The following is an 18,455-nucleotide window of genomic DNA, read 5'->3' as shown; positions in this document are numbered from 1 at the left end:
TGTTCTATTCGCTTCTCAGAAAGAAGCCCATCATACATTCTTTGATGGCCTTCTCATCATGGATGTTTTTCATATCGTGAATGGGACCCACTTGATACTGAAGAAGGGACCCGCCTTTCAAGACGGCAATCTCGTAGAGGGTTCCTCCTGAAGATGCTATCAGAACTCTCCTTGGGTGCGCGTAAGAATCTCATCCACCACGTGTTCAAGTGGTCGTGTGGCGTCTATTGTCACGCCGCTGCTGGGTATGTCTTCTTTGGTTTTGTGCAGCCGCAGGATGAGTGCGCGCTGGCTCTTGCTTTTGCCCCATTCATCATCGGGGCGGCTGTCGAGCCGGGCATTGAGTGTCGCCTCGTCAACCTCTAAGAGAAAAACTCCATGAAAAAGGTCCAGAAAACGGTGAAAGTTCCGGGAGCCACCACAAAAGAATGTCGCCTCGTCATCCTTCTTTGAAACCAGGGCCTGTACCTTCTCGACATCCCAAATATGATGCTCGTGGCTTCGGCCTTCCGTTTTCTCGCCCGTCTGAGGGTGCTAATTCGTTGTCGCCATCAACGGCTGCGTAGCCGCGCCGACGGAGCTCTCGGCATACCGAGCTCTTGCCAGTGCAGGAAACGCCCTCGATAAGATAATTTCTTTTGCCCATAGGTCCATCCATCCTTGAGCTAGGCCCAGGATACACACAAAAGTTGAGAGTAAATCTATAAGGCTCTGAGTTAAGGAGCGACCCAATTTGCCGCAGGGTAGATAAGTTCGGTCCAGTTGGATTATCGGCGCAGTTTTTTGGGAAATACCAAGACTTACTCAGCCGATAACTCGCTCGATCTGCATACAACTCAACCGATAATACATGTATGCGGCACAGTTTTTTACGAAACTGGACCGAACTTATCTACCCTGCGGCAAATTGGGTCGCTCCTTAACTCAGAGCCTTATAGTGGCTTTGCATCTTCAGGTTGGAGGTTCAGATAGACTTGATAGTCGGCTTCGGATTCGGCAAGGTGAGCGAGTTCTTTGTGGCTTTGCGCTCGGGTAAGGTAGGTCTCGGCGAGTTGTGCATCCAGCGCGAGTGCTCGGGTACAGTCGTCAATGGCTTGCGCGTAGTTGTGAGCTCGATAGGAGGCCAGGGCGCGTTTCTGCCAGCTTGACGCATTATTTGGTCGTAGCTCAATTAATTGGGTGAAAGCCTGGTAGGCTCGCTCAGGCTGACCGAGTTCCAGAAAAATGTTGCCGCGCGTCTGCCAGGGTAGATAGTGTTCGGGATCAAGCGCGATGGCTCTGCGACAATCGATAAGCGCGCTATTAAAGTGCTTCATCTCCATGTCACACAGGGCCCGCATGGCGTAAGCAAAAGCGTTGTTGGGGGTGAACTTAATGGCCCGACTATATTGCTGGTGCGCGGCCACAAAATGGTCGTTATATGCGGAACACGAGGCTAGCTGAAACCAGGCCTCGGGGAGCGTTGGATGGCGTTGAATGACGCGCTTAAGCATGTCGCGAACTAGGTCGTTTCCTCCTAATTTGAGGAGTAGCGAGGTGAATTCAGACCAGTACTCTGCGTTGGCGGGATCGAGCTCAAAGGTTTTTTCAAAATCTATTAGAGGCTGCTCGTACTGCTCCATTGTATACAAGAGCAGGGCGCGCTGGTGATAGGCACGCGTATAGGTCGGTTGCACCTTCAAGGCTTGAGCGAATTCTTCTAATGCCCGTGGATAATCATTGAGCTTGATGGATATACAGCCGAGGAGATACCAGGCATCAGCAGAGGTCGGCTCAAATTCGAGCGTGCGAGTAAAAGCGACGCGAGCCTGCTCATAATCCTCGAGGTCATAGGTGATACCTCCCAGAGCGACCCAGCTTTGTGTATCCTGAGGGTCAATTTCATGGGCCCGTTGAATGCTGGCCAGCGCCTCTTTATCCATTCCCAGCTTATGAAATGTGAGCGCCTGTTCGTTATATGCCAGAACCAGCGTGGGCTCTAGCTCCAGAGCCTGCTGAATATTGTCCAGGGCCTTCTGCAATTCACCAAGCTCGCGATAGACTCCACCGCGATTGGCGTACGCCAGGGTGAAGCGCGGGAAGAGCGCGATGGCCTGCTCAAAATCGGCTAGCGCTGACTGGAACTGCTCCAGCCTTTGATAGGCATAGCCGCGATTATTATAGCTAGCTGCATCAGCATTATCCCGTTCTATAAGATGAGTCAGATCCGCGATGGACTGTGCAAATAGTTTTAGCTTATGATAGACCAGAGCGCGATATTTATACGGGCGGTCATATTCTGGGGCTTGCTCAATGACATAGTTTAGATCTTTAAGTGCGGTGGTATAGTCTTTGAGCTCATATTTGATCAAGGCCCGGTGGGCATAGGCCCCATAGAAACGAGGATTGATTTCAAGTGAACGGCTACAGGCCTCTATCGCGTCCTCGTAGCGTTTGGCGTCATGGAGAGCCAGTGCTTGGTCGGCCCAAAGCTGGGCAGTGGCTTTCTGCGTCCAGCCAATGGGAAGGGAAAGCTGCCGCTTAGCCAGTTATAGACAGTCACTGCGAGCGCGTATTGATCGCTGTTGGGAACAGGTTGCCCAAAAAACTGCTCCGGCGCCATATAATAGAGCGTACCAGTGAAGCGGTAAGGGTCAGCGGGATCAATTTCACCCTTGTTTGTGAGTGCCGCCAGCCCAAAGTCGCTGAGCAAAATCTCCTCGTTGACCCCGAAGAGCATATTCTGCGGCTTGACATCGCGATGAATTACTCCCAGCTGATGGGCATAATGCAGAGCTGAAGCAACCTGGCGCACACGTGAGACAATCAAGTTCAGGGGGAGAATCACCCCCAATGGGTAACGCCTGGCAAACGCGCCATAGGAGCAGTACTCCATCGCTACATACGGCGTTTCTCCATCCAGCATACCATCCAGCACATGCACAATATTGGTGTGCTGCATGCTTTGCAATACGCGAAATTCCTGTTGAAAAGCTACGGCGGCCTCTGCGTAGGCTTCCTTCTCTTCCTCATCGTCATCGGCGAAAGTATGAAGTAGCTTGAGGGCGACCTGCGTGTGATCTGTAATGTGTTCCGCGAGAAAAACCTTGCCAAAGCCGCCTTCACCAACCTGGCGTTTGAGCCGATAGGGGCCGATCTGAGCATCAATAGCCGTGGGCATGTGATATCCTTCCATAGCGCTCCTTGAGGCAAGGGCGCCCTTATCTGTTGTATAGATATATGCGGAGCTATTGTATGCCTGGCTCAGAAAAATCGTCAAGGGTTTGCCTCACCGGCCCGCTCTCCCAGGCTTAAATTTTCCTGTACTCCAACTGGACCGATAACCCTGCCAGGTTTTCAAGGCCAGGCTGAAAACCTGTGCCGCAGTTATCTACTTTGCGGCAAACACGATCGTTCCTTAACGGAGGGCATTCTAGATTTACTCTCAACTTTTGTGTGTAACCTGGGCCTAGCTCAAGGAATGGATGGACCTATGGGCAAAAGAAATTATCTTATCGAGGGCGTTTCCTGCACTGGCAAGGGCTCGGTATGCCGAATCACCTCGCCCCTTAGCGGGGATTTTGGGGGCAAAAATGTCGGGACCCCATACGCACCAACTTAAGCAAGGCAGAGGCAAAAAGAGGCTCCATCTGCGATGATGTCAGAAAGAGAAACCTGATATCGAGAGCAGAGGGAGCACAGACATGGCAAATGTAGCACACGTCGAGCAGTCTTTGAAGCACATCCTGGAAGAACGAGCGAATGTCCTGGCCCGCGAAACGGGCTGTATTGAACGGCAGAGAAAATTCAGTGGAGCCGACCTGCTGCAAACGCTGGTTTTTGGCTGGCTGAGCCATCCGGATGCCAGTCTGGAGCGGCTCGCATCCATGGCGACCATCCGCAAGGTGGAAGTGACAGATACCGCGCTGCACAAACGCTTCACGGAGCCCTGTGCCCACTTCTTGCATGCGGTGTTTGAGGAGATGGCCAGTGTGGTCGTTGAAGCCAGCCAGGATGTCCCGTTGGAGCTCCTGTGTCGCTTTCAGTCAGTCGTGCTGGAGGATAGTAGCAGTATCGCGCTCCCAGAGGAATTGGCAGAGCAGTGGCAGGGATGCGGGGGATCTCCTGGAAAGGGGCAAGCTGCGGTGAAATTGCATGTTCGTTGGGAACTCAAACGGGGACAGGTGCAAGGCCCAAGGCTCACGCACGGACGGATCATTGATCGATCCAGTCCGTTCAAAGATGATGGCTTGCCGGTGGGAAGTCTGTATATTGCCGATCTGGGGTATCTGGATTGGGGAGCGATTGCTGCTCGACGAGCGGCTGGCAGTTACACGCTCACTCGTGCCCAGGCCAGAACCAACTACTGGACGCCGGAAGGCAAACCGCTGGAACTGGATGCGCTGCTCCCACAGCAGGTCGGACAGACCCACGAACGCTGGGTTCGTGTGGGCAAAGAGCATCGGCATCTGATGCGTCTGCTCATCTTGCGAGTTCCCCAAGACGGAGCTTCGCGACGACGCGCCAACTTGGAGGCTGATGCCAAGCGACGCGCTCAACCCGTGCGGGAGCAAGCCTGGAAACTGGCCGACTGGACCATCTTGCTCACCGATGTCCCTGCGAATCTTCTGAACTTGCAGGAGGCTCTCGTCCTGGTGCGGGAACGATGGCAAATGGAAATGCTTTACAAGTTATGGAAGCAATACGGGCGGATTGATGAATGGCGCACCACGAATCCCTGGCGCGTGCTCTGTGAACTGTATGCCAAGCTCATTGGACTGCTCCTGCAACACTGGCTCATTCTCCTGTTCGCCTGGCAAGATGAGCAGCGCAGAATGCCGCAAACTGGCACAGGTGGTCCGCGATACCGCCAGTTCGCTGCTGGAAGCTTTTGCAGGGGAGCGCTCGTTTCTCTCTGCCCTACAAGCCATCCAACGTCGCATGCGTTTAGGGTGCCAAATGAACAAGCGCAAAAAGCATCCCAATTCCGCCCAACTCCTCCAGCGGAGATCGACCAACTGGGCTTTGAGTCCTTAAGTTGGTGCGTATGGGGCAAAAATGTCGGGACCCCAATAAGGAGAAAAGAGACCATGAAAACTGAAAGTTTGTCCAGGGCGCGGCTCTTACGCCTGCGCACTATCATGACGGGCTATGTTGAGCACGGTGAGGTGCCTGGCATCGTCACGGGCATTAGCCGACATGGCGAGGTACATGTCGATGCTGTGGGTAACCAGTCGCTCGATGGTCCTGATCCGATGCGGCGCGACACGATCTGCCGCATCGCCTCAATGAGCAAGCCCATCACGGCGGCGGCGACCATGATCCTAGCGGAGGAATGTAAACTGCGCCTGGACGATGCGGTCCAGAAGTGGCTGCCCGAACTGTCCGACCGCAAGGTGCTTAAGCGCATCCACGCGCCGCTCGACGAGACGGTGCCCGCGTGCCGTCCGATCACGGTGCGCGGCCTGCTCACCTTTGCCATGGGCTTCGGAGTGCTGTTTCCGCCGACGGGCCAGTGCCCGATTCTCTCGGCTGCGAACGCCTTGCAGATCGGGATGATGCCAGCCTCCAAACCCCAGGCAAAGCCCGGCCCTGATGAGTGGATACGTCGTCTGGGCACGCTGCCACTCATGTACCAATCGGGCGAGCGGTGGCTCTACGGTACAGGGTATGACGTGTTGGGTGTGCTGATCGCACGCGTCTCCGGTCAGCCTTTGGAGACGTTCCTGCGCGAACGGATCTTCGAGCCACTTGGGATGAAGGACACCGGCTTCAGCGTTCCAGCTGAAAAGCTCGACCGGCTGGCAAGCTGCTACATTTCCAATCCGGCGACCGGGACCCTCGACCTCTTTGACGGCGTTCAGGAGAGCCAGTGGAGTCGTCCTCCCACCTTCCCATCCGGGGCCAGTGGGCTGGTAGGTGCTTGATGATTGCTTGTGAAGCGCAACTTCATGAACGGAAAGGAAAGAAACAATGAAATACCTTCTTTTGTTTTGTAACAACTCGCAGGACCTGGCAGCATGACAGGAGCTGTCTGAAGAGGATCGTGCCCAGAAGCGTGTACAGGCCAGTCAGTGGATACACGAACACCGCTCCCAGATCCGAAAGAGCTATGGGCTCCATTTGCCCCATACCGTTACCAGTGTCCATGTTGGCTCGGGCGGTCAACCGCTGGTGACCGATGGCCCGTTCCTTGAGGGAACGGAAGTGATCGGAGGCATAGCTGAGATCGAGGTGGAGGATCTTGATGAGGCGTTGCACCTTGCCAGGGAGTGGTCTGTTCATGCTCCAGGCTACAATGTGGTCGAGATCTGGCCAGTGATGGAGGAATAGCATCTCCATGTCTGATACCTCAAGAACCCTGTTCCCACCTGCTTCCAGTGGCGAGATCCAGGTCACGCTCAGTGCGGTCTTCCGCGAACGCGAAACCCAGACGATCTTGATGTTGCGAGCGGTCTGTGGCTTTACAACCGCAGAAATTGCCCACGCCTTCCTGACCTCCGAAGCGGCGGTCGCGCGGCGTCTGGTGCGGGCGAGACAGAAGATTGTGCAGGCTGGTATTCCCTACCACGTCCCCCGTGATGGGGACCTCGATGAGCGGTTGGGCGAAGTACTGGCAGCCCTCTACCTGATGTTTAACGAAGGCTATCTTACCAGCAGAGGCGGCGCCTCGGCGCGCCGCGATCTTGCCGAAGATGCTGCCGGGATGGCGGCAGCGTGAATAATGTTTGGCTCCATCCATCCCATGCCTATACACACATGCCCCTCTCTTCTGTCCCTGCTCCGAACCCGGATGCTCGCTGGCAGGAGAAACCAGACGTATCATTACTAGAAGAAGGGACTCTCTCGTGACACATCAAATCCGCTGGACTCAGCAAAAGATCGCTCAGCGCCTTAAGCTCATCGAGCCATTCGTTTACCGCGAACGTCACCCTTTGCCTCCTTTTTTCTATACATCTCGGCCCAGCCCGGAGGTGGCTCCTCTGCTTGATGGGCCTATCGATGCGCAGGAGTGGACGCAGATTCCTCCCCATTCCTACTGGGGCAACTGGCAGACCAACTTTATGCTGCGTGGCAGCTTTGAAGTCCCTACTACCTGGGACCCTTCGCTGCCGGTGGCGCTCTCTCTGCCCCTGGGCGATGCTGGCGATTATTTTCCTCACCCGGAGGCGCTGCTCTACATTGACGGCACAGCCTACGCTGCCTGCGACCGCAATCACCAGGAAATTCTTCTGTCTGACATTTATCGCTCTGGCCACTCCCACTCCCTGGCCCTCCACGGCTGGACAGGCCTGGGCTGCGGTACGGGTCAGCCCTCAACGCAGCTCTATATGCGCCCCTGTGAGGTGGTCCAGATTGATCAACCAACACGCGACTTTATCGCGACGGCTCGCGTTGCTCTGGGTTCAGCGGAGGTTCTGTCAGAAAGCTCTCCCGCCCGTGCGAAAATCTTGCATGCGCTCAATGAGGCTTTTATCGCGCTCGATACGTATGAGCCTGGCAGCCCTTCTTTCTATGCCAGCACTACGCAAGCCCATGCGCTTCTACGCTCCGCCCTGGCTCAGGCCGGCCCCCCTCTGGCGGTGGATATTACTGCCACCGGCCACGCCCATATCGATGTGGCCTGGCTCTGGACACTTGGGCAGGCTCGCCGCAAAGCTGGCCGCACATTCCACACGGTTGCCCGCCTGATGGAGCAGTTTCCTGATTATCACTTTACGCAAAGCCAGCCCCAGCTCTATGACTATATTCGCCACGATCATCCCACGCTGTTCGAGACAATTAAGCAGCGCGTCTCGATACCTCGTCACATGAGTATTGACGCCCGTGGGCAGTCGAAATGAGCAAAAACACCAGGAGGTCAACTGTCTGAGTCGGCTTTATAAGCCCAAAGAAGCTTTCGTTTTTTGCTCAAATTGAGTGACCACCCCTGTCAACACTCATATGACGGAGTGTCCCCCTTAGCGGGGATTTTGGGGGGCAAAAATGTCTGGACCCCATCATGCACCTTGACACGGAATCACTCTTGTGGTTATTCTGAACAGAATATCACATATTGTTCAAAGTGTTAGTAGCAAGATGAGAGAAAGAAGCCAATGCCCGACCATGACGAACGAGAGGCTCAGATTCTCCGTGCGGCAACAGCCGTTATTATCCGTCAGGGATATGACAAGACCACGATGAGCGATATCGCCGATGAAGCTGGCGTCAGTCGAGGGACGGTCTACCTCTATTTCAAAGGAAAGGAGGAACTCTTTGAAGCCCTCCTGTATTGGGAATGGACGCAGTACTCCCAAATCTGGTTGGAAGCCATCGAGTCCGACCCACGCGGCGGCACCATTGGAGGGTTCTACCGAGCAATCTTTCATGCCGTGGGCAGCCGTCCCCTGATGGCCTCCATCATGCGACGGGATCGGCGTGTGCTTGGCAATTATCTGCGCAAGCCAGACAATCAGGTTGCCTGGATGGAGTCTGGTTCGACCACCGTCGATTTGATCAAAGCGCTCCAGGCGGTAGGAGCGGCTCGCCAGGACCTTGATCCAGAGGTTACAGCGCACCTCCTCGAAACGCTCTCGTATGGACAGTTAACGATAGCAGACTTTAAATCACCTGATCAGCTTCCCCCCTTTCCTGTGGTCATGGAAGCGCTTGCCGACATGATGGATCGTTGGCTGTTGCCAGAAGATGGAGGCAACAGCGAGGCGGGCAAGGAGGTCATTCGCCAGGTTGTTGCAGAAACGAAAGGACGAATTGAGCAAATGAGGCTCTCGAACGTCCAAGCAAGAGACACAAAGGAGGTTGTTTAAGATGTCACACGCTCATACTCCAGATCGCGTCCAAACCTTGCCTTTGCTCCTTGATGCTAGTCGCGCCAAGAAGCAAGGTTTAGACGCGATCATGCAGCGGCAGCGTACGCGCCTGGCTGAGATAGTGACCTACACACGTGCCAACTCCCCCTACTATCACAAGCTCTATCAGGATCTGCCGGAGCGGATCGAAAACCCTGCGCTCTTGCCTGCCACGAGCAAGAAGATCTTGATGCCCCACTTCGACGACTGGGTGACTGACCGAGAGGTGAACATCGAGCAGGTGAGCGAGTTCGTTGACAATCCTGACCTGATTGGAGAGCAGTTCCTGGGCAAGTACCTGGTGGCTACCACCTCAGGCACCAGCGGGAGACGTGGGATCTTTCTCCAGGACAAGTGGAGCATGGCAGCATCATACGCCGTCAGTCCACGAGATACCTCTGGGCTGGGGGCTCGCGACCTCATCAAGATACTCGCGCTCAACGGACGACTGGCCCTGGTGATTGCTACTGGCGGACACTTTATGGGTTCCGCCGGGAGCACCCGGACAGCCCGGGAAAGCTCACTGTACCGCAAAAGGGCCAAACTCTTCTCGGTGCACATCCCTCTGCCCGAACTGGTCGAGCAGCTCAACCAGTTTCGCCCCGCCATCCTCTTCGGCTACGCGAGCCAGATCATATTGCTGACTGGAGAGCAAGAGGCGGGCCGCTTGCACATTCACCCGGCTATGGTGCAAACTGGCGCAGAGACGCTACCCGCAAGCGAATTTGAGCGGATAGCCAGAGCGTTTCAAGCGAAGGTCAGCACCGCCTATGCCGCAACAGAGTGCCCTTTTCTGAGTGTATCCTGTAAGGAAGGGTGGTATCATGTCAATAGCGACTGGGTGGTGTTTGAGCCCGTGGATGCCGACTATCGGCCCGTCCCACCGGGAACGCAGTCGTACACGGTACTGATCTCTAATCTCGCCAACCGAGTGCAACCAATTCTGCGCTATGACCTGGGAGATAGCGTCTTGCAACGGCCCGATCCCTGCCCATGTGGCAGCCCATTTCCGGCAGTCCGCGTCCAGGGTCGAGTCGCAGATGTGCTCACCTTCCCCACGGAAAGAGGCGAACAAGTGAGCATCGCCCCCTTAGTATTCGGCACTCTAATTGATAGCTTGCCAGGAATCACGCTCTTCCAGATCGTGCAGACCACACCTACCAACCTGCGTGTACGTCTGCGGTACGCAGCAGGTACAGATCCTGACCATGTGTGGCAGCAGGTGCAAACCGAGGTAACGCGTGTTCTCACCGAGTACAAGGCTGGTCATATCACGCTTGAGCGTGCAGAGGAGCCACCGCAGCAGTCGCCCGGTGGCAAGTACCGCTCGATTATTCCATTGAGTTGAGCTGCGCTTGAGGAGGAGAACGTTCTGATCACACGAGCAGAAGCAGAACGCGCTCCTCCTCTCGACTCACAATCGACGAAGGGAAATGCGTCTCTCTTGAGAGAACAGTCCTAAGAAACGAACGTATTTTGAAACGCTTACCCCGCCCTCTGGTTCATTCATAAACCGGCGCTCGCAGGGGCCTCCCTCACGCGCCCTTATGCCTCGGAAGCCTCAAGTGTTTCCGCTTTTGCGAGCTCACGCTCTGGTTGTTCTTCCTGTTCTGGCAGACACAGTGGGCGCAGATTGTCCAGCGAACGACCTGATTGATGCGTAAAGCTGTATTGTCCGATGAGGTTAATATGCTCCCACCCCAAGGGAGTGATGTGGGGAAGATATTCTTCAGGAATGACCTCACCCTGCTTTTTCAACTCTTCAACAGCCTGGGAAAGGTAGGCCGCATTCCAGGCTGCAATCGCCGCCATAATCAGATGCAAACAGCTTGTCCGATGCATCTGGTCTTCAAATGCTCAATCCCACCCGGCTCTTTCGCTTCGTAACACCAACAGAAGCATCGGCCAGGAAAGCCATGAAATCGGGCATGAACATCTTCCCATTTTGGTGACTGTACCATATAACAACGGTTATATGGTACTACGGTGCCCAACTGTCAGAATGACACTAGTTCTGCGAACACTGCATCCCATTGCTTAGCTTGTAGTGCGCCAGCGCTTTCTGCAGAAACGCTTTTTCCTCCTTACTGGAGTGATACATTGGGAACGGCTTCTCCTCCAGGGGAAGCTCCTCATAGTTCTTCCACCATTGTTTCACACCTGCCTCGACATCCGCATCACCCCGGGTCAATTGCTTGATCAGCTCACTGTGCTGCTTCGCCAGAGCCTGGCCTTCCACACTGGTTGGATCTTTCCTCTCCGCAACCAGCCTCCTCAGTTCCGCGAACACTGCATCCCATTGTTGACTTGCACGTTGCTGATCCTCCTCGGTCCAGTTCTCTCCCCATACTGCCAGTTTCTGCGCTGCTTCAGGGCTGTACGATTTCTGAGAGATTTCCGCCAACTTCTGTTGTTGTTCCTCAGTGAGATATTTCTTCACCCACGCTTTATCCTGTTCCATATGCATCACCTGGATTACATCGATAAGTATTGATTCCCAATCTCTCTGGTTCCTTTTTAACAATTCTTCAGCTTTCTCGATAGCCCGAAGGACTGCATCCAGTTGGCTGCGCTTCTCCCGCAGCATCGCCTTCTGTATCACAAGTGCCTCTTGTAAATGTTCTGGATTCTTTTGCAGACACACTTTGATCTCTTCGAGAGAGAAACCCAGAAATTTCAACGCGAGAATCTGCTGCAAACTCCACAGATCCTCATCCGAGTACAGTCGGTGTCCTGCCTCGGTATACTCAGAGGGGGAGAGCAGACCCACTTTGTCATAAAAACGTAAGGTCCGTGCTGTTACTGCGGCCTTCTGCGCAAATTGACTGGTCGTATAGTGTTTGCGATCCACGCGTTTTCTCCTTTCATTCGAAAGTATACGGTATGACGTAGCGTCATACGCAATACTCTGGACGACCAGTAGGATCATTGGGTGAGCATTGCATGTGGAGATGGATAAGCTACCGCGCGGCTGCCAGACATCGTTTCCCCATCCCGAAAGCTCTGCTCACAGACAGAGAGAAGTCGAACCCACAAAGCGTGAAATGGGCTTGCCTATGACGTTACGTCATGGGTTAGACTCTTCCCAGTAACTCTTATATCGCGAAAGCTCGAAAGGAATACCAGATGAAATTGCAGATCATAGATGTCGAGTCCATCTATCAGCGTTTACTCAACAGTACCAGCGTGCAGGAGCGCGAGGCCATGTATCGGCAGGAACTGCTGGCCCCCTTTGAAGGTATGGCGCGCATTTATGGCGGAGGTGACGATCTCCTGGCCTGGGCGAAAATGTGGGCCCTGTATACACCAGAAGATTTCGACGGCGAGCAGCGTCCCCTTATTGAGGAAATGGTCAATCGCCTGACCGATGATGGGGCCTGGCAGAGGCACACGGCTGCGCTTGAACGGGGTGTGGCGGCGTTCGCCCCCTATGCTGACCGCATTGGGCTGGATACCATCAACTGTGCTGTGGTCCTCACCAAGCACAATAGCAATCTTCCGGGTCGAGGATACGCGGGATTTGGCGGCATCCCGGGCAATCTTATGGTCTCGCTCAGTCTGACTGACGACTATACGCTGCCGCGCGTAGGACCCGCGTCGGTTCACGAGCTCAACCATAACGTGCGTTTCAAGATCGTCCCCTTCCTACCCATGCAGGTCACAGTCGCCGATTATATCATCGCCGAAGGGCTGGCGGAAGCGTTCGCGGCCGAGCTCTTTGGAGAGGAACTGGTCGGCTACTTTGTCACCGATTTTAATGAGGAGGAGCTGGACACAGCACGGCACGTTATCGGCGGCGCGCTTGATGTGAGCGGCTTCAATGCTGTGAGCGGCTATATCTTCGGCGATACGATTACCGCAAGCGCGGGGCGGCCCAAAGCTGGAGTTCCTGATTTTGCCGGATACGCCATCGGCTACCGTGTTGTCCAGCAATATCTCCAACGCACAGGTCGATCCGTCGTCGAAGCCACCTTCCTCCCCTCTCAGGAAATTATCGCGGAGTCCGGTTTTTTCGAGTAGAAAGCGAGAAGGGCACAGATTGAAGAAACAGGGAGGACACCTAAAGGACTCGGGATGACCAGGCATTTTCTGTCCATTGGACAAAAGGAAGATTAATCACTTGAGTATGAATGGACCCGACTACAATGCCCATTGTAGTCGGGTCCATTCATACTCAAGGGTCGTGGTGTCAAGTCAGCGAACTCATTGGCCTTCTATCAGTTATATGGTACGTCGTATTCTGGACTTTGCACATTTTTACAAAAGCTGTCTTTTTGACCTCTTGCAGTACAATACGGAGAATAGCTGTGTCCTTTGCAGGAGAAAAGGAGGTTTGGCCCCTTGTTAGCAATGCTGTTAGCTCCATTCCGATGCGCTTTCACCAAACCGACCTGGCAAAAGGTCGTATTACTTGTCGAGGGAGCTCTGTTGACGCATGGACACAGGACAGTAACGGCAGCACTGCGAGCGGTAGGACGGCAAGAGGAAAGGCATTTTAATCGGTTCCATCATGTCTTAAGTCGTGCTCGCTGGTCTCCTCTTCTGATCAGTCGGCTCCTGCTGTTGCTCCTCGTTCAGACGTTTCTCCCTACAGGAGCCTGTGTGGAACTGGTAGTTGATGCGCACCTTAGAGCAGCGATGGGGACCGCGTATTCTCAAGTGTGGCTACTACCATGATCCTGTCCGCTCTTCACAAAAGCACCTGAGATCAGCCGTGGCTTGAAGTGGCTCTGTCTGATGCTGATCGTGACGCCACCTTGGACGATCCGATCCTGGGCACTGCCTTTTCTGTGCGTCTTGCTGACTTTAGAGGAAGTGGATACCACCTTAGGGCGCCGACATAAAACAGTTCCAGAGTGGACGAGACAACTCGTCAAGCTGGTTCGTCGATGGCTTCCCGATAGATCCATTAAGTGTATCGCTGATGGGGCATAGAGCGTCGTTGAGTTGGGAACAGCCTGCCACAATCAGCAGGTGACCCTCATCTCCCCGCTGCGCTTTGATGCGTGTCTCTACACCCCTCCTCCAGCACGCCAACCCCATCAAATGGGGTGACCTCGCATCGTTGGACAACGCTTACCGCAGCTGGATCAGGTGCTGACCTGCCCATATACCATCTGGGAAAAAGCCTGAGTCATGTGGTATGGGCAAGGCAATCGACAGATTGAGTGGTGTCGTGGTACGGCTCTCTGGTATCGTGGAGGACAAACTCCTTTGCCCATCCGATGGGTCCTGACACGCGATCCGAAAGGGGAACGAGATGCACGTGCCTACTTCTCAACCGATCAAGATCAATCTGGCCTCTCCATCATCACTGATTTCATAAAACGCTGGTGTGCGGAAGTCACCTTTGAGGAGAGTCGTGCCCACTTAGGGATCGACAATGGTCCAATACAGCGATCGAGCGCACGACCCCTTGCCTCTTCGGACTCTACAGCATTATCGCTTTCCTGGGACAACACCTCTATCCTGCAGGGGATATCCCCTTCCAACCAACGGCATGGTATCGCAAGCAGCAAGCGACCTTTATTGATGTGCTTGTTGCTGTGCGACGGCATCTTTGGAAGCATTTCAGTTCTTCAACATCATCCGAAAACCCCAATGTGATTTTACTCTCACGCTCAGATTTCGCTCGCCTTGCCGATCTCGTGTGTTCCTCAGCTTAAAATGTGCAAAGTCCAGGTATCCTTTCGTCAAAAAACACTGACAGGCCAATAAAGGACGTTGTCAAGCCAGATTACTGATGAGTAAAAACTCGTTGTGCATCCCATGGGTTTTAGAAAGATTGATCGAAGCACGAAGGATCTCTGGACCTACTTTTAGGGGATTGCAATGTTCTATCTTGGAACCACGTCCAAGAATCTGACAGCTTACTAGTGAGAGTGGTGAAGCAACCTGTGGAGCTGATTGGTTCACTAGTGGCAGCTCGTTGCGCATCCCGTGGACCAAGAGAATGGCTTCACAGGCGAAAGAAGGAGAGATATATTCAACAGAATAATTGCCAAGAAATCACCAGTTTATTTCCAAAATCTACACTCTGCCCGCCTGGAAGTCCCATCTCCTCCCTTGTCCTGCGCGCAGCGGGCGCATTATCGCCTGACGTTTCAACTGCGGTTAGCTCGCCATGCTCGCGTCGCCACTGCTGAGCAGGTAAAGGTCAGATTGTTCGGTGTTCCGACCCCCTTCGCGACCTTTCTGGGCTGGGACACCGGAGGAGGAAAAGAAGGTGGACGCAAATACAGCCATGACGGAGTGACACGTGTTGCGTCCAGATGTGACTCCCGCGCAGGATGCAGAGAACAGATCTCTCACTCCTGCACGCGTTCAGCACGGGCAGCCTGTTGAGCCGCGCGGAGTTGCTCCAGGTGTTCGGCAGCTGATCCCAGTGGAGCTTGAATGCATTGCTGGAGCGTCATAGGGCCGTATTCGCAAAGCTAGGCGCTCATCCTCTCTATAACCGAGCGGCTCTGGCAAACTGGCGAGATAGATAAGTGTCTCTAGAATAGCTGGCCGCCGTTGTATAGCGATTTTTGGCGCATAGATTGTATCAAAAGCGTCCCAGACTGTTAAAAAAGGCAAGATAAACTCACCCAATCAGTTTTTTTTAACAGGCTGGTCCATTCTCTGCAACGACCCCATCTTGCTTCCGTGACTCTTTCATGATATGCTCATCATCATGGGTATATGAAACACAAGAGAACAGAAGGAATCGATGTCACAGACGGAAAATCAGAGCCCCGCCCCACCGCTTGCCACCAAATTTGTTGCGCCTCAGCTTCCTCTGACGCTCGTCAGTCGTCCGCAGCTGCTCAAGGAGCTGGATACCATGACCGCTCATCGATTGGTACTGCTTTCCTCCTCCGCAGGCAGTGGGAAAACGACGCTGATCTCGACCTGGGCCAGAAGTGCGCACACTGCCGGGCGGCAGGTGGCCTGGCTCTCGTTAGACGCCCTGGACAATGATCCCACCCGTTTCTGGTCCTCGGTCATCGCAGCCCTGCGCACGCGCCTGCCGGCTCTCGGTTCAGCCGCGCTTCATCTGCTCCAGAGCCCGCAGCCCGCCCCACTCTCAACAGCCTTGATCACCCTCATCAATGAACTTCTGGAGCAGGGCAGCGAGATGACCCTGGTTCTGGACGACTATCACATCATCGAGGATCAGGTTGTTCATGAATCCCTGACCTTCCTGCTCGATCATGTGCCTGCCAATCTGCACCTAGTGCTGGTTAGTCGTGTTGATCCAGATTTGCCGCTGGCTCGCTGGCGCATGCGCGGTCAGATGGTCGAGCTACGCGATCCCGACCTGGCCTTTCGTCAGGAGGAGACAGCGTGCTTTCTCACCCAGGTGTCCGGCGATCCCTTCCAGATAGATGAGATCCAGTTGCTTCAGCGCCGCACCGAAGGCTGGATTGCTGGTTTGCAACTGGCTGCGCTGGCCCTGCGCAAACACAACGAGCGCGCGGCGTTTCTCCAGGCATTTACCGGCAGCCATCGTTATTTGATGGACTATGTCCAGCAGGAGATTCTCAAGCGCCTGCCCGTGCCTTTGCAGCAGTTCTTGCTCCAGATCGCCGTGCTCCCGCGCATGAATGCGGAACTGTGCCAGGCCGTGACCGAGGAGCCAGCCAGCCAGGAACTGCTGGAGACGTTGGAACGTCAGAACCTCTTCCTGGTTCCGCTAGACTCCCAGAGGCACTGGTATCGCCTGCATGATCTCTTTCGCGAGGTTATGCTCGCCCACCTCCAGATGACTCAGCCCGCACGGCTTCCCACGCTCCATGAGCGTGCGGCCCGCCGGTATGAGCAGCGGGCCGAAGTGCGCGAGGCGCTGACACACTGGCTTGCAGCAGGGAACTTCTCGCAGGCAGTTGTACTCATGGAGCGTGTCGCGGAGAGCCTGTGGCTTGGAGGAGAAGTTAAAGCCCTGTCCCGTTGGGTCATGATGCTGCCTGATCGAGTGGTGCACCAGCATCCACACCTGGTGTTAATCACCGCGCTTTATCTGCTTAATAGCGCGGGTCAGCTGGCAGAGGGAGAGCGCCTGCCAACGATGCAGGAGGGGAAGCGTCTGCTGGCGCGAGTGGAGGCGATGTGGCAACGCCAGGATGAGGGTTCCTCTGTAGCTGGAGAACCGCGCTCGGATGCGGAAACGGCTTTGGTGCAGCGACGGATGCGCCTGCTGCGCTGGTGGATTGCGTCGTTTGACGCGATAACGAAGCGGGATCCAGAGCAACTGCACCTGCTCGCCGCACAAATGCAACAGGAGGTGCAAGACGAGGAGATCCTCTGGCAGATGGTGCCACTCTCCATTCGTTTTGTGCTGCATCAGTCCTTTCTACGGGAAGGGGCGTTGCTCCTCCCGGAGTTTCTGGAGGCGGAGCAGCGCGCCCGCGCGAGTGGGAATCGTTATGCCAGAATCAAGACGATGCAATGGCTGGCTTTCAGTGCCTTCGATGCAGGATGCCTGCACCAGGCGCGGCAGGTGTGCCTGGACGCCCTTGATCTGCTCTCCCAGATAGGAGAATACCCCCAGCTAACCGGGTATTTTTCCCTCTGCCTCGCTAATGTGTCCTACCAGTGGAATCACCTGGAAGAGGCTCGGGGACTGGCGCGCCACTTGGTCCAGCAGGCGGCGGGCTGGCAGCAGGTCGACCTGTATATCTCTGGCCTGCTGACGCTGATTCAGATTGAACTGGCCGCAGGGCAACTGGACGTTGCGCAGGATCTGCTTCAGCAAGCGGAAGAAGCGGTTCAACGCTTCAAGAGCGACTTCCATCAGTCCTGGCTGGCAGCGCATCGCATCCAGTATTGGTTGGCTGTGGGCAATCTGGAGGCAGCCGCAAACTGGGCTACGCGGAGAGGCTTCTCCCCCCTCCACTGGCAGCCCTGGGAGCAGGAAATCATCCTGGCGTCCATTCGTGTGCTGCTTGCCCAACGGCAATTCAGGCAGGCATTGGCCCAGCTTGAGAGCTATCAGAAGTATTTCGAGCGGCCAGGATCCCTTGAGAGCACATTGAATTTTCTGGCCCTCTCCGTGGTCGCGTTCGCCCAGGCTGGCAGGAATGAACAGGCGCGCGTGGTTCTCAGGCATCTGCTCTCCCTGACGAAAGCAGAGGGGTTCCTTCGCCTCTACCTGGATGAGGGAGGACCGATGCACTGCACGCTCCAGGAGCTCCAGGTGGCGCTGCTGCAGGAAGGTGAGGAGACGGAATATTCCCCCGCATTTCTCTCCAGCTTGCTGGAGGCCTTCGAGCAAGAAGCACAGCGGCGCTCACCAAGGATAGCCACCTCATCCACGCCCCACACGTCCGCACAAGCAGTGCTGTCCCACCCACAAGCAATGGCCTCTCCTCATCCCCAGGCTCTGCTGATCGAACCACTGAGTCTGCAGGAACAGCGGGTGCTACGCCTACTGGTTGCCGGGCGCTCCAACCCGGAGATCGCGCGCGAACTGGTCGTCTCCGTCAATACGGTGAAGACGCAGGTCCAGAGTATCTATCGCAAACTGGGCGTGACGAACCGTGTGGAAGCGAGCACTGCTGCTCGCGATCTCCACCTGCTCTAACCTTCCTTCCTCACAATCACCCAATCGAATGATGCCCAATCACCCTGTTGTGCTTTACACTC

14 protein-coding genes are annotated in these 18,455 nt (G+C 55.1%); 10 read left to right on the top strand and 4 right to left on the bottom strand.

The genetic code is table 11. The annotated features are described in order from the left end of the window. Window positions 1-153 precede the first annotated feature (153 nt). A complete protein-coding gene (locus tag JMJ04_RS45920) occupies window positions 154-366 on the top strand; it encodes a hypothetical protein (protein WP_201377031.1) in 213 nt (70 codons plus the stop codon). Between the two features lie 566 nt (window positions 367-932). On the opposite strand, the gene JMJ04_RS45915 is transcribed toward JMJ04_RS45920, so the two are convergent. Both JMJ04_RS45915 and JMJ04_RS45910 read right to left on the bottom strand, forming a co-directional pair. After that, window positions 933-2,351, bottom strand: a complete 1,419-nt coding sequence (locus JMJ04_RS45915; RefSeq protein WP_201377030.1) for a tetratricopeptide repeat protein — start codon at window positions 2,349-2,351, stop codon at window positions 933-935. Window positions 2,352-2,413: 62 nt separating this feature from the next. After that, a complete protein-coding gene (locus JMJ04_RS45910) occupies window positions 2,414-3,175 on the bottom strand; it encodes a serine/threonine-protein kinase (protein ID WP_201377029.1) in 762 nt (253 codons plus the stop codon). A gap of 508 nt (window positions 3,176-3,683) precedes the next feature. Between JMJ04_RS45910 and JMJ04_RS47885 the strand changes: the two genes are divergently transcribed. From JMJ04_RS47885 to JMJ04_RS45875, 6 genes are all read left to right on the top strand, one after another. Then, window positions 3,684-5,906, top strand: coding sequence for an IS4 family transposase (locus tag JMJ04_RS47885; protein ID WP_236039200.1), 2,223 nt, complete (start codon window positions 3,684-3,686; stop codon window positions 5,904-5,906). A 103-nt stretch (window positions 5,907-6,009) separates the two neighbouring features. Next, window positions 6,010-6,312 (top strand): YciI family protein, encoded by a 303-nt coding sequence (locus JMJ04_RS47880; RefSeq protein WP_307811832.1) that lies wholly within the window; start codon window positions 6,010-6,012, stop codon window positions 6,310-6,312. A gap of 7 nt (window positions 6,313-6,319) precedes the next feature. Further along, window positions 6,320-6,700: a sigma factor-like helix-turn-helix DNA-binding protein gene (locus tag JMJ04_RS45890; protein ID WP_236039198.1), complete on the top strand. Its 381-nt coding sequence runs from the start codon at window positions 6,320-6,322 to the stop codon at window positions 6,698-6,700. A 127-nt stretch (window positions 6,701-6,827) separates the two neighbouring features. Beyond that, a complete protein-coding gene (locus tag JMJ04_RS45885; protein WP_201377028.1) occupies window positions 6,828-7,823 on the top strand; it encodes a glycoside hydrolase family 38 N-terminal domain-containing protein in 996 nt (331 codons plus the stop codon). A 252-nt stretch (window positions 7,824-8,075) separates the two neighbouring features. Then, window positions 8,076-8,786, top strand: a complete 711-nt coding sequence (locus JMJ04_RS45880; RefSeq protein ID WP_201377027.1) for a TetR/AcrR family transcriptional regulator — start codon at window positions 8,076-8,078, stop codon at window positions 8,784-8,786. A gap of 1 nt (window position 8,787) precedes the next feature. Beyond that, window positions 8,788-10,176, top strand: coding sequence for a phenylacetate--CoA ligase family protein (locus JMJ04_RS45875; protein WP_201377026.1), 1,389 nt, complete (start codon window positions 8,788-8,790; stop codon window positions 10,174-10,176). 197 nt (window positions 10,177-10,373) lie between these two features. Here JMJ04_RS45875 and JMJ04_RS45870 read toward each other — a convergent pair whose 3' ends face one another. Both JMJ04_RS45870 and JMJ04_RS45865 read right to left on the bottom strand, forming a co-directional pair. Next, window positions 10,374-10,670 (bottom strand): Tn3 family transposase, encoded by a 297-nt coding sequence (locus JMJ04_RS45870; RefSeq protein WP_201377025.1) that lies wholly within the window; start codon window positions 10,668-10,670, stop codon window positions 10,374-10,376. 166 nt (window positions 10,671-10,836) lie between these two features. After that, entirely contained in the window at window positions 10,837-11,679 is an 843-nt protein-coding gene (locus JMJ04_RS45865; protein WP_201377024.1) for a MerR family transcriptional regulator, read from the bottom strand. 275 nt (window positions 11,680-11,954) lie between these two features. Here JMJ04_RS45865 and JMJ04_RS45860 point away from each other — a divergent pair, with 275 nt between their 5' ends. The 3 genes from JMJ04_RS45860 to JMJ04_RS45850 all read left to right on the top strand — a co-directional run bounded on the left by JMJ04_RS45860 (window position 11,955) and on the right by JMJ04_RS45850 (window position 18,393). Next, a complete protein-coding gene (locus JMJ04_RS45860; protein WP_201377023.1) occupies window positions 11,955-12,848 on the top strand; it encodes a DUF2268 domain-containing putative Zn-dependent protease in 894 nt (297 codons plus the stop codon). A gap of 330 nt (window positions 12,849-13,178) precedes the next feature. Next, complete coding sequence (locus JMJ04_RS47875) at window positions 13,179-13,505, top strand: transposase (RefSeq protein WP_236039202.1); 327 nt, start codon at window positions 13,179-13,181, stop codon at window positions 13,503-13,505. 2,035 nt (window positions 13,506-15,540) lie between these two features. After that, entirely contained in the window at window positions 15,541-18,393 is a 2,853-nt protein-coding gene (locus tag JMJ04_RS45850) for a winged helix-turn-helix domain-containing protein (protein ID WP_201377022.1), read from the top strand. Window positions 18,394-18,455: the final 62 nt, after the last annotated feature.

Source organism: Ktedonobacter robiniae, from assembly GCF_016587375.1.
GTDB lineage: Bacteria > Chloroflexota > Ktedonobacteria > Ktedonobacterales > Ktedonobacteraceae > Ktedonobacter > Ktedonobacter robiniae.
Note: the sequence above shows the minus strand (reverse complement) of the source record. Positions and strands in the feature narration are given on the sequence as shown.

Excerpts from the sequence above, each read along its gene's own strand:
- JMJ04_RS45920 (WP_201377031.1), top strand. The coding sequence starts at position 154 with ATGCTATCAGAACTCTCCTTGGGTGCGCGTAAGAATCTCATCCACCAC.
- JMJ04_RS45910 (WP_201377029.1), bottom strand. The coding sequence starts at position 3,175 with ATGGAAGGATATCACATGCCCACGGCTATTGATGCTCAGATCGGCCCC.
- JMJ04_RS47885 (WP_236039200.1), top strand. The coding sequence starts at position 3,684 with ATGGCAAATGTAGCACACGTCGAGCAGTCTTTGAAGCACATCCTGGAA.
- JMJ04_RS45890 (WP_236039198.1), top strand. The coding sequence starts at position 6,320 with ATGTCTGATACCTCAAGAACCCTGTTCCCACCTGCTTCCAGTGGCGAG.
- JMJ04_RS45880 (WP_201377027.1), top strand. The coding sequence starts at position 8,076 with ATGCCCGACCATGACGAACGAGAGGCTCAGATTCTCCGTGCGGCAACA.
- JMJ04_RS45875 (WP_201377026.1), top strand. The coding sequence starts at position 8,788 with ATGTCACACGCTCATACTCCAGATCGCGTCCAAACCTTGCCTTTGCTC.
- JMJ04_RS45870 (WP_201377025.1), bottom strand. The coding sequence starts at position 10,670 with ATGCATCGGACAAGCTGTTTGCATCTGATTATGGCGGCGATTGCAGCC.
- JMJ04_RS45860 (WP_201377023.1), top strand. The coding sequence starts at position 11,955 with ATGAAATTGCAGATCATAGATGTCGAGTCCATCTATCAGCGTTTACTC.
- JMJ04_RS47875 (WP_236039202.1), top strand. The coding sequence starts at position 13,179 with ATGCTGTTAGCTCCATTCCGATGCGCTTTCACCAAACCGACCTGGCAA.
- JMJ04_RS45850 (WP_201377022.1), top strand. The coding sequence starts at position 15,541 with ATGTCACAGACGGAAAATCAGAGCCCCGCCCCACCGCTTGCCACCAAA.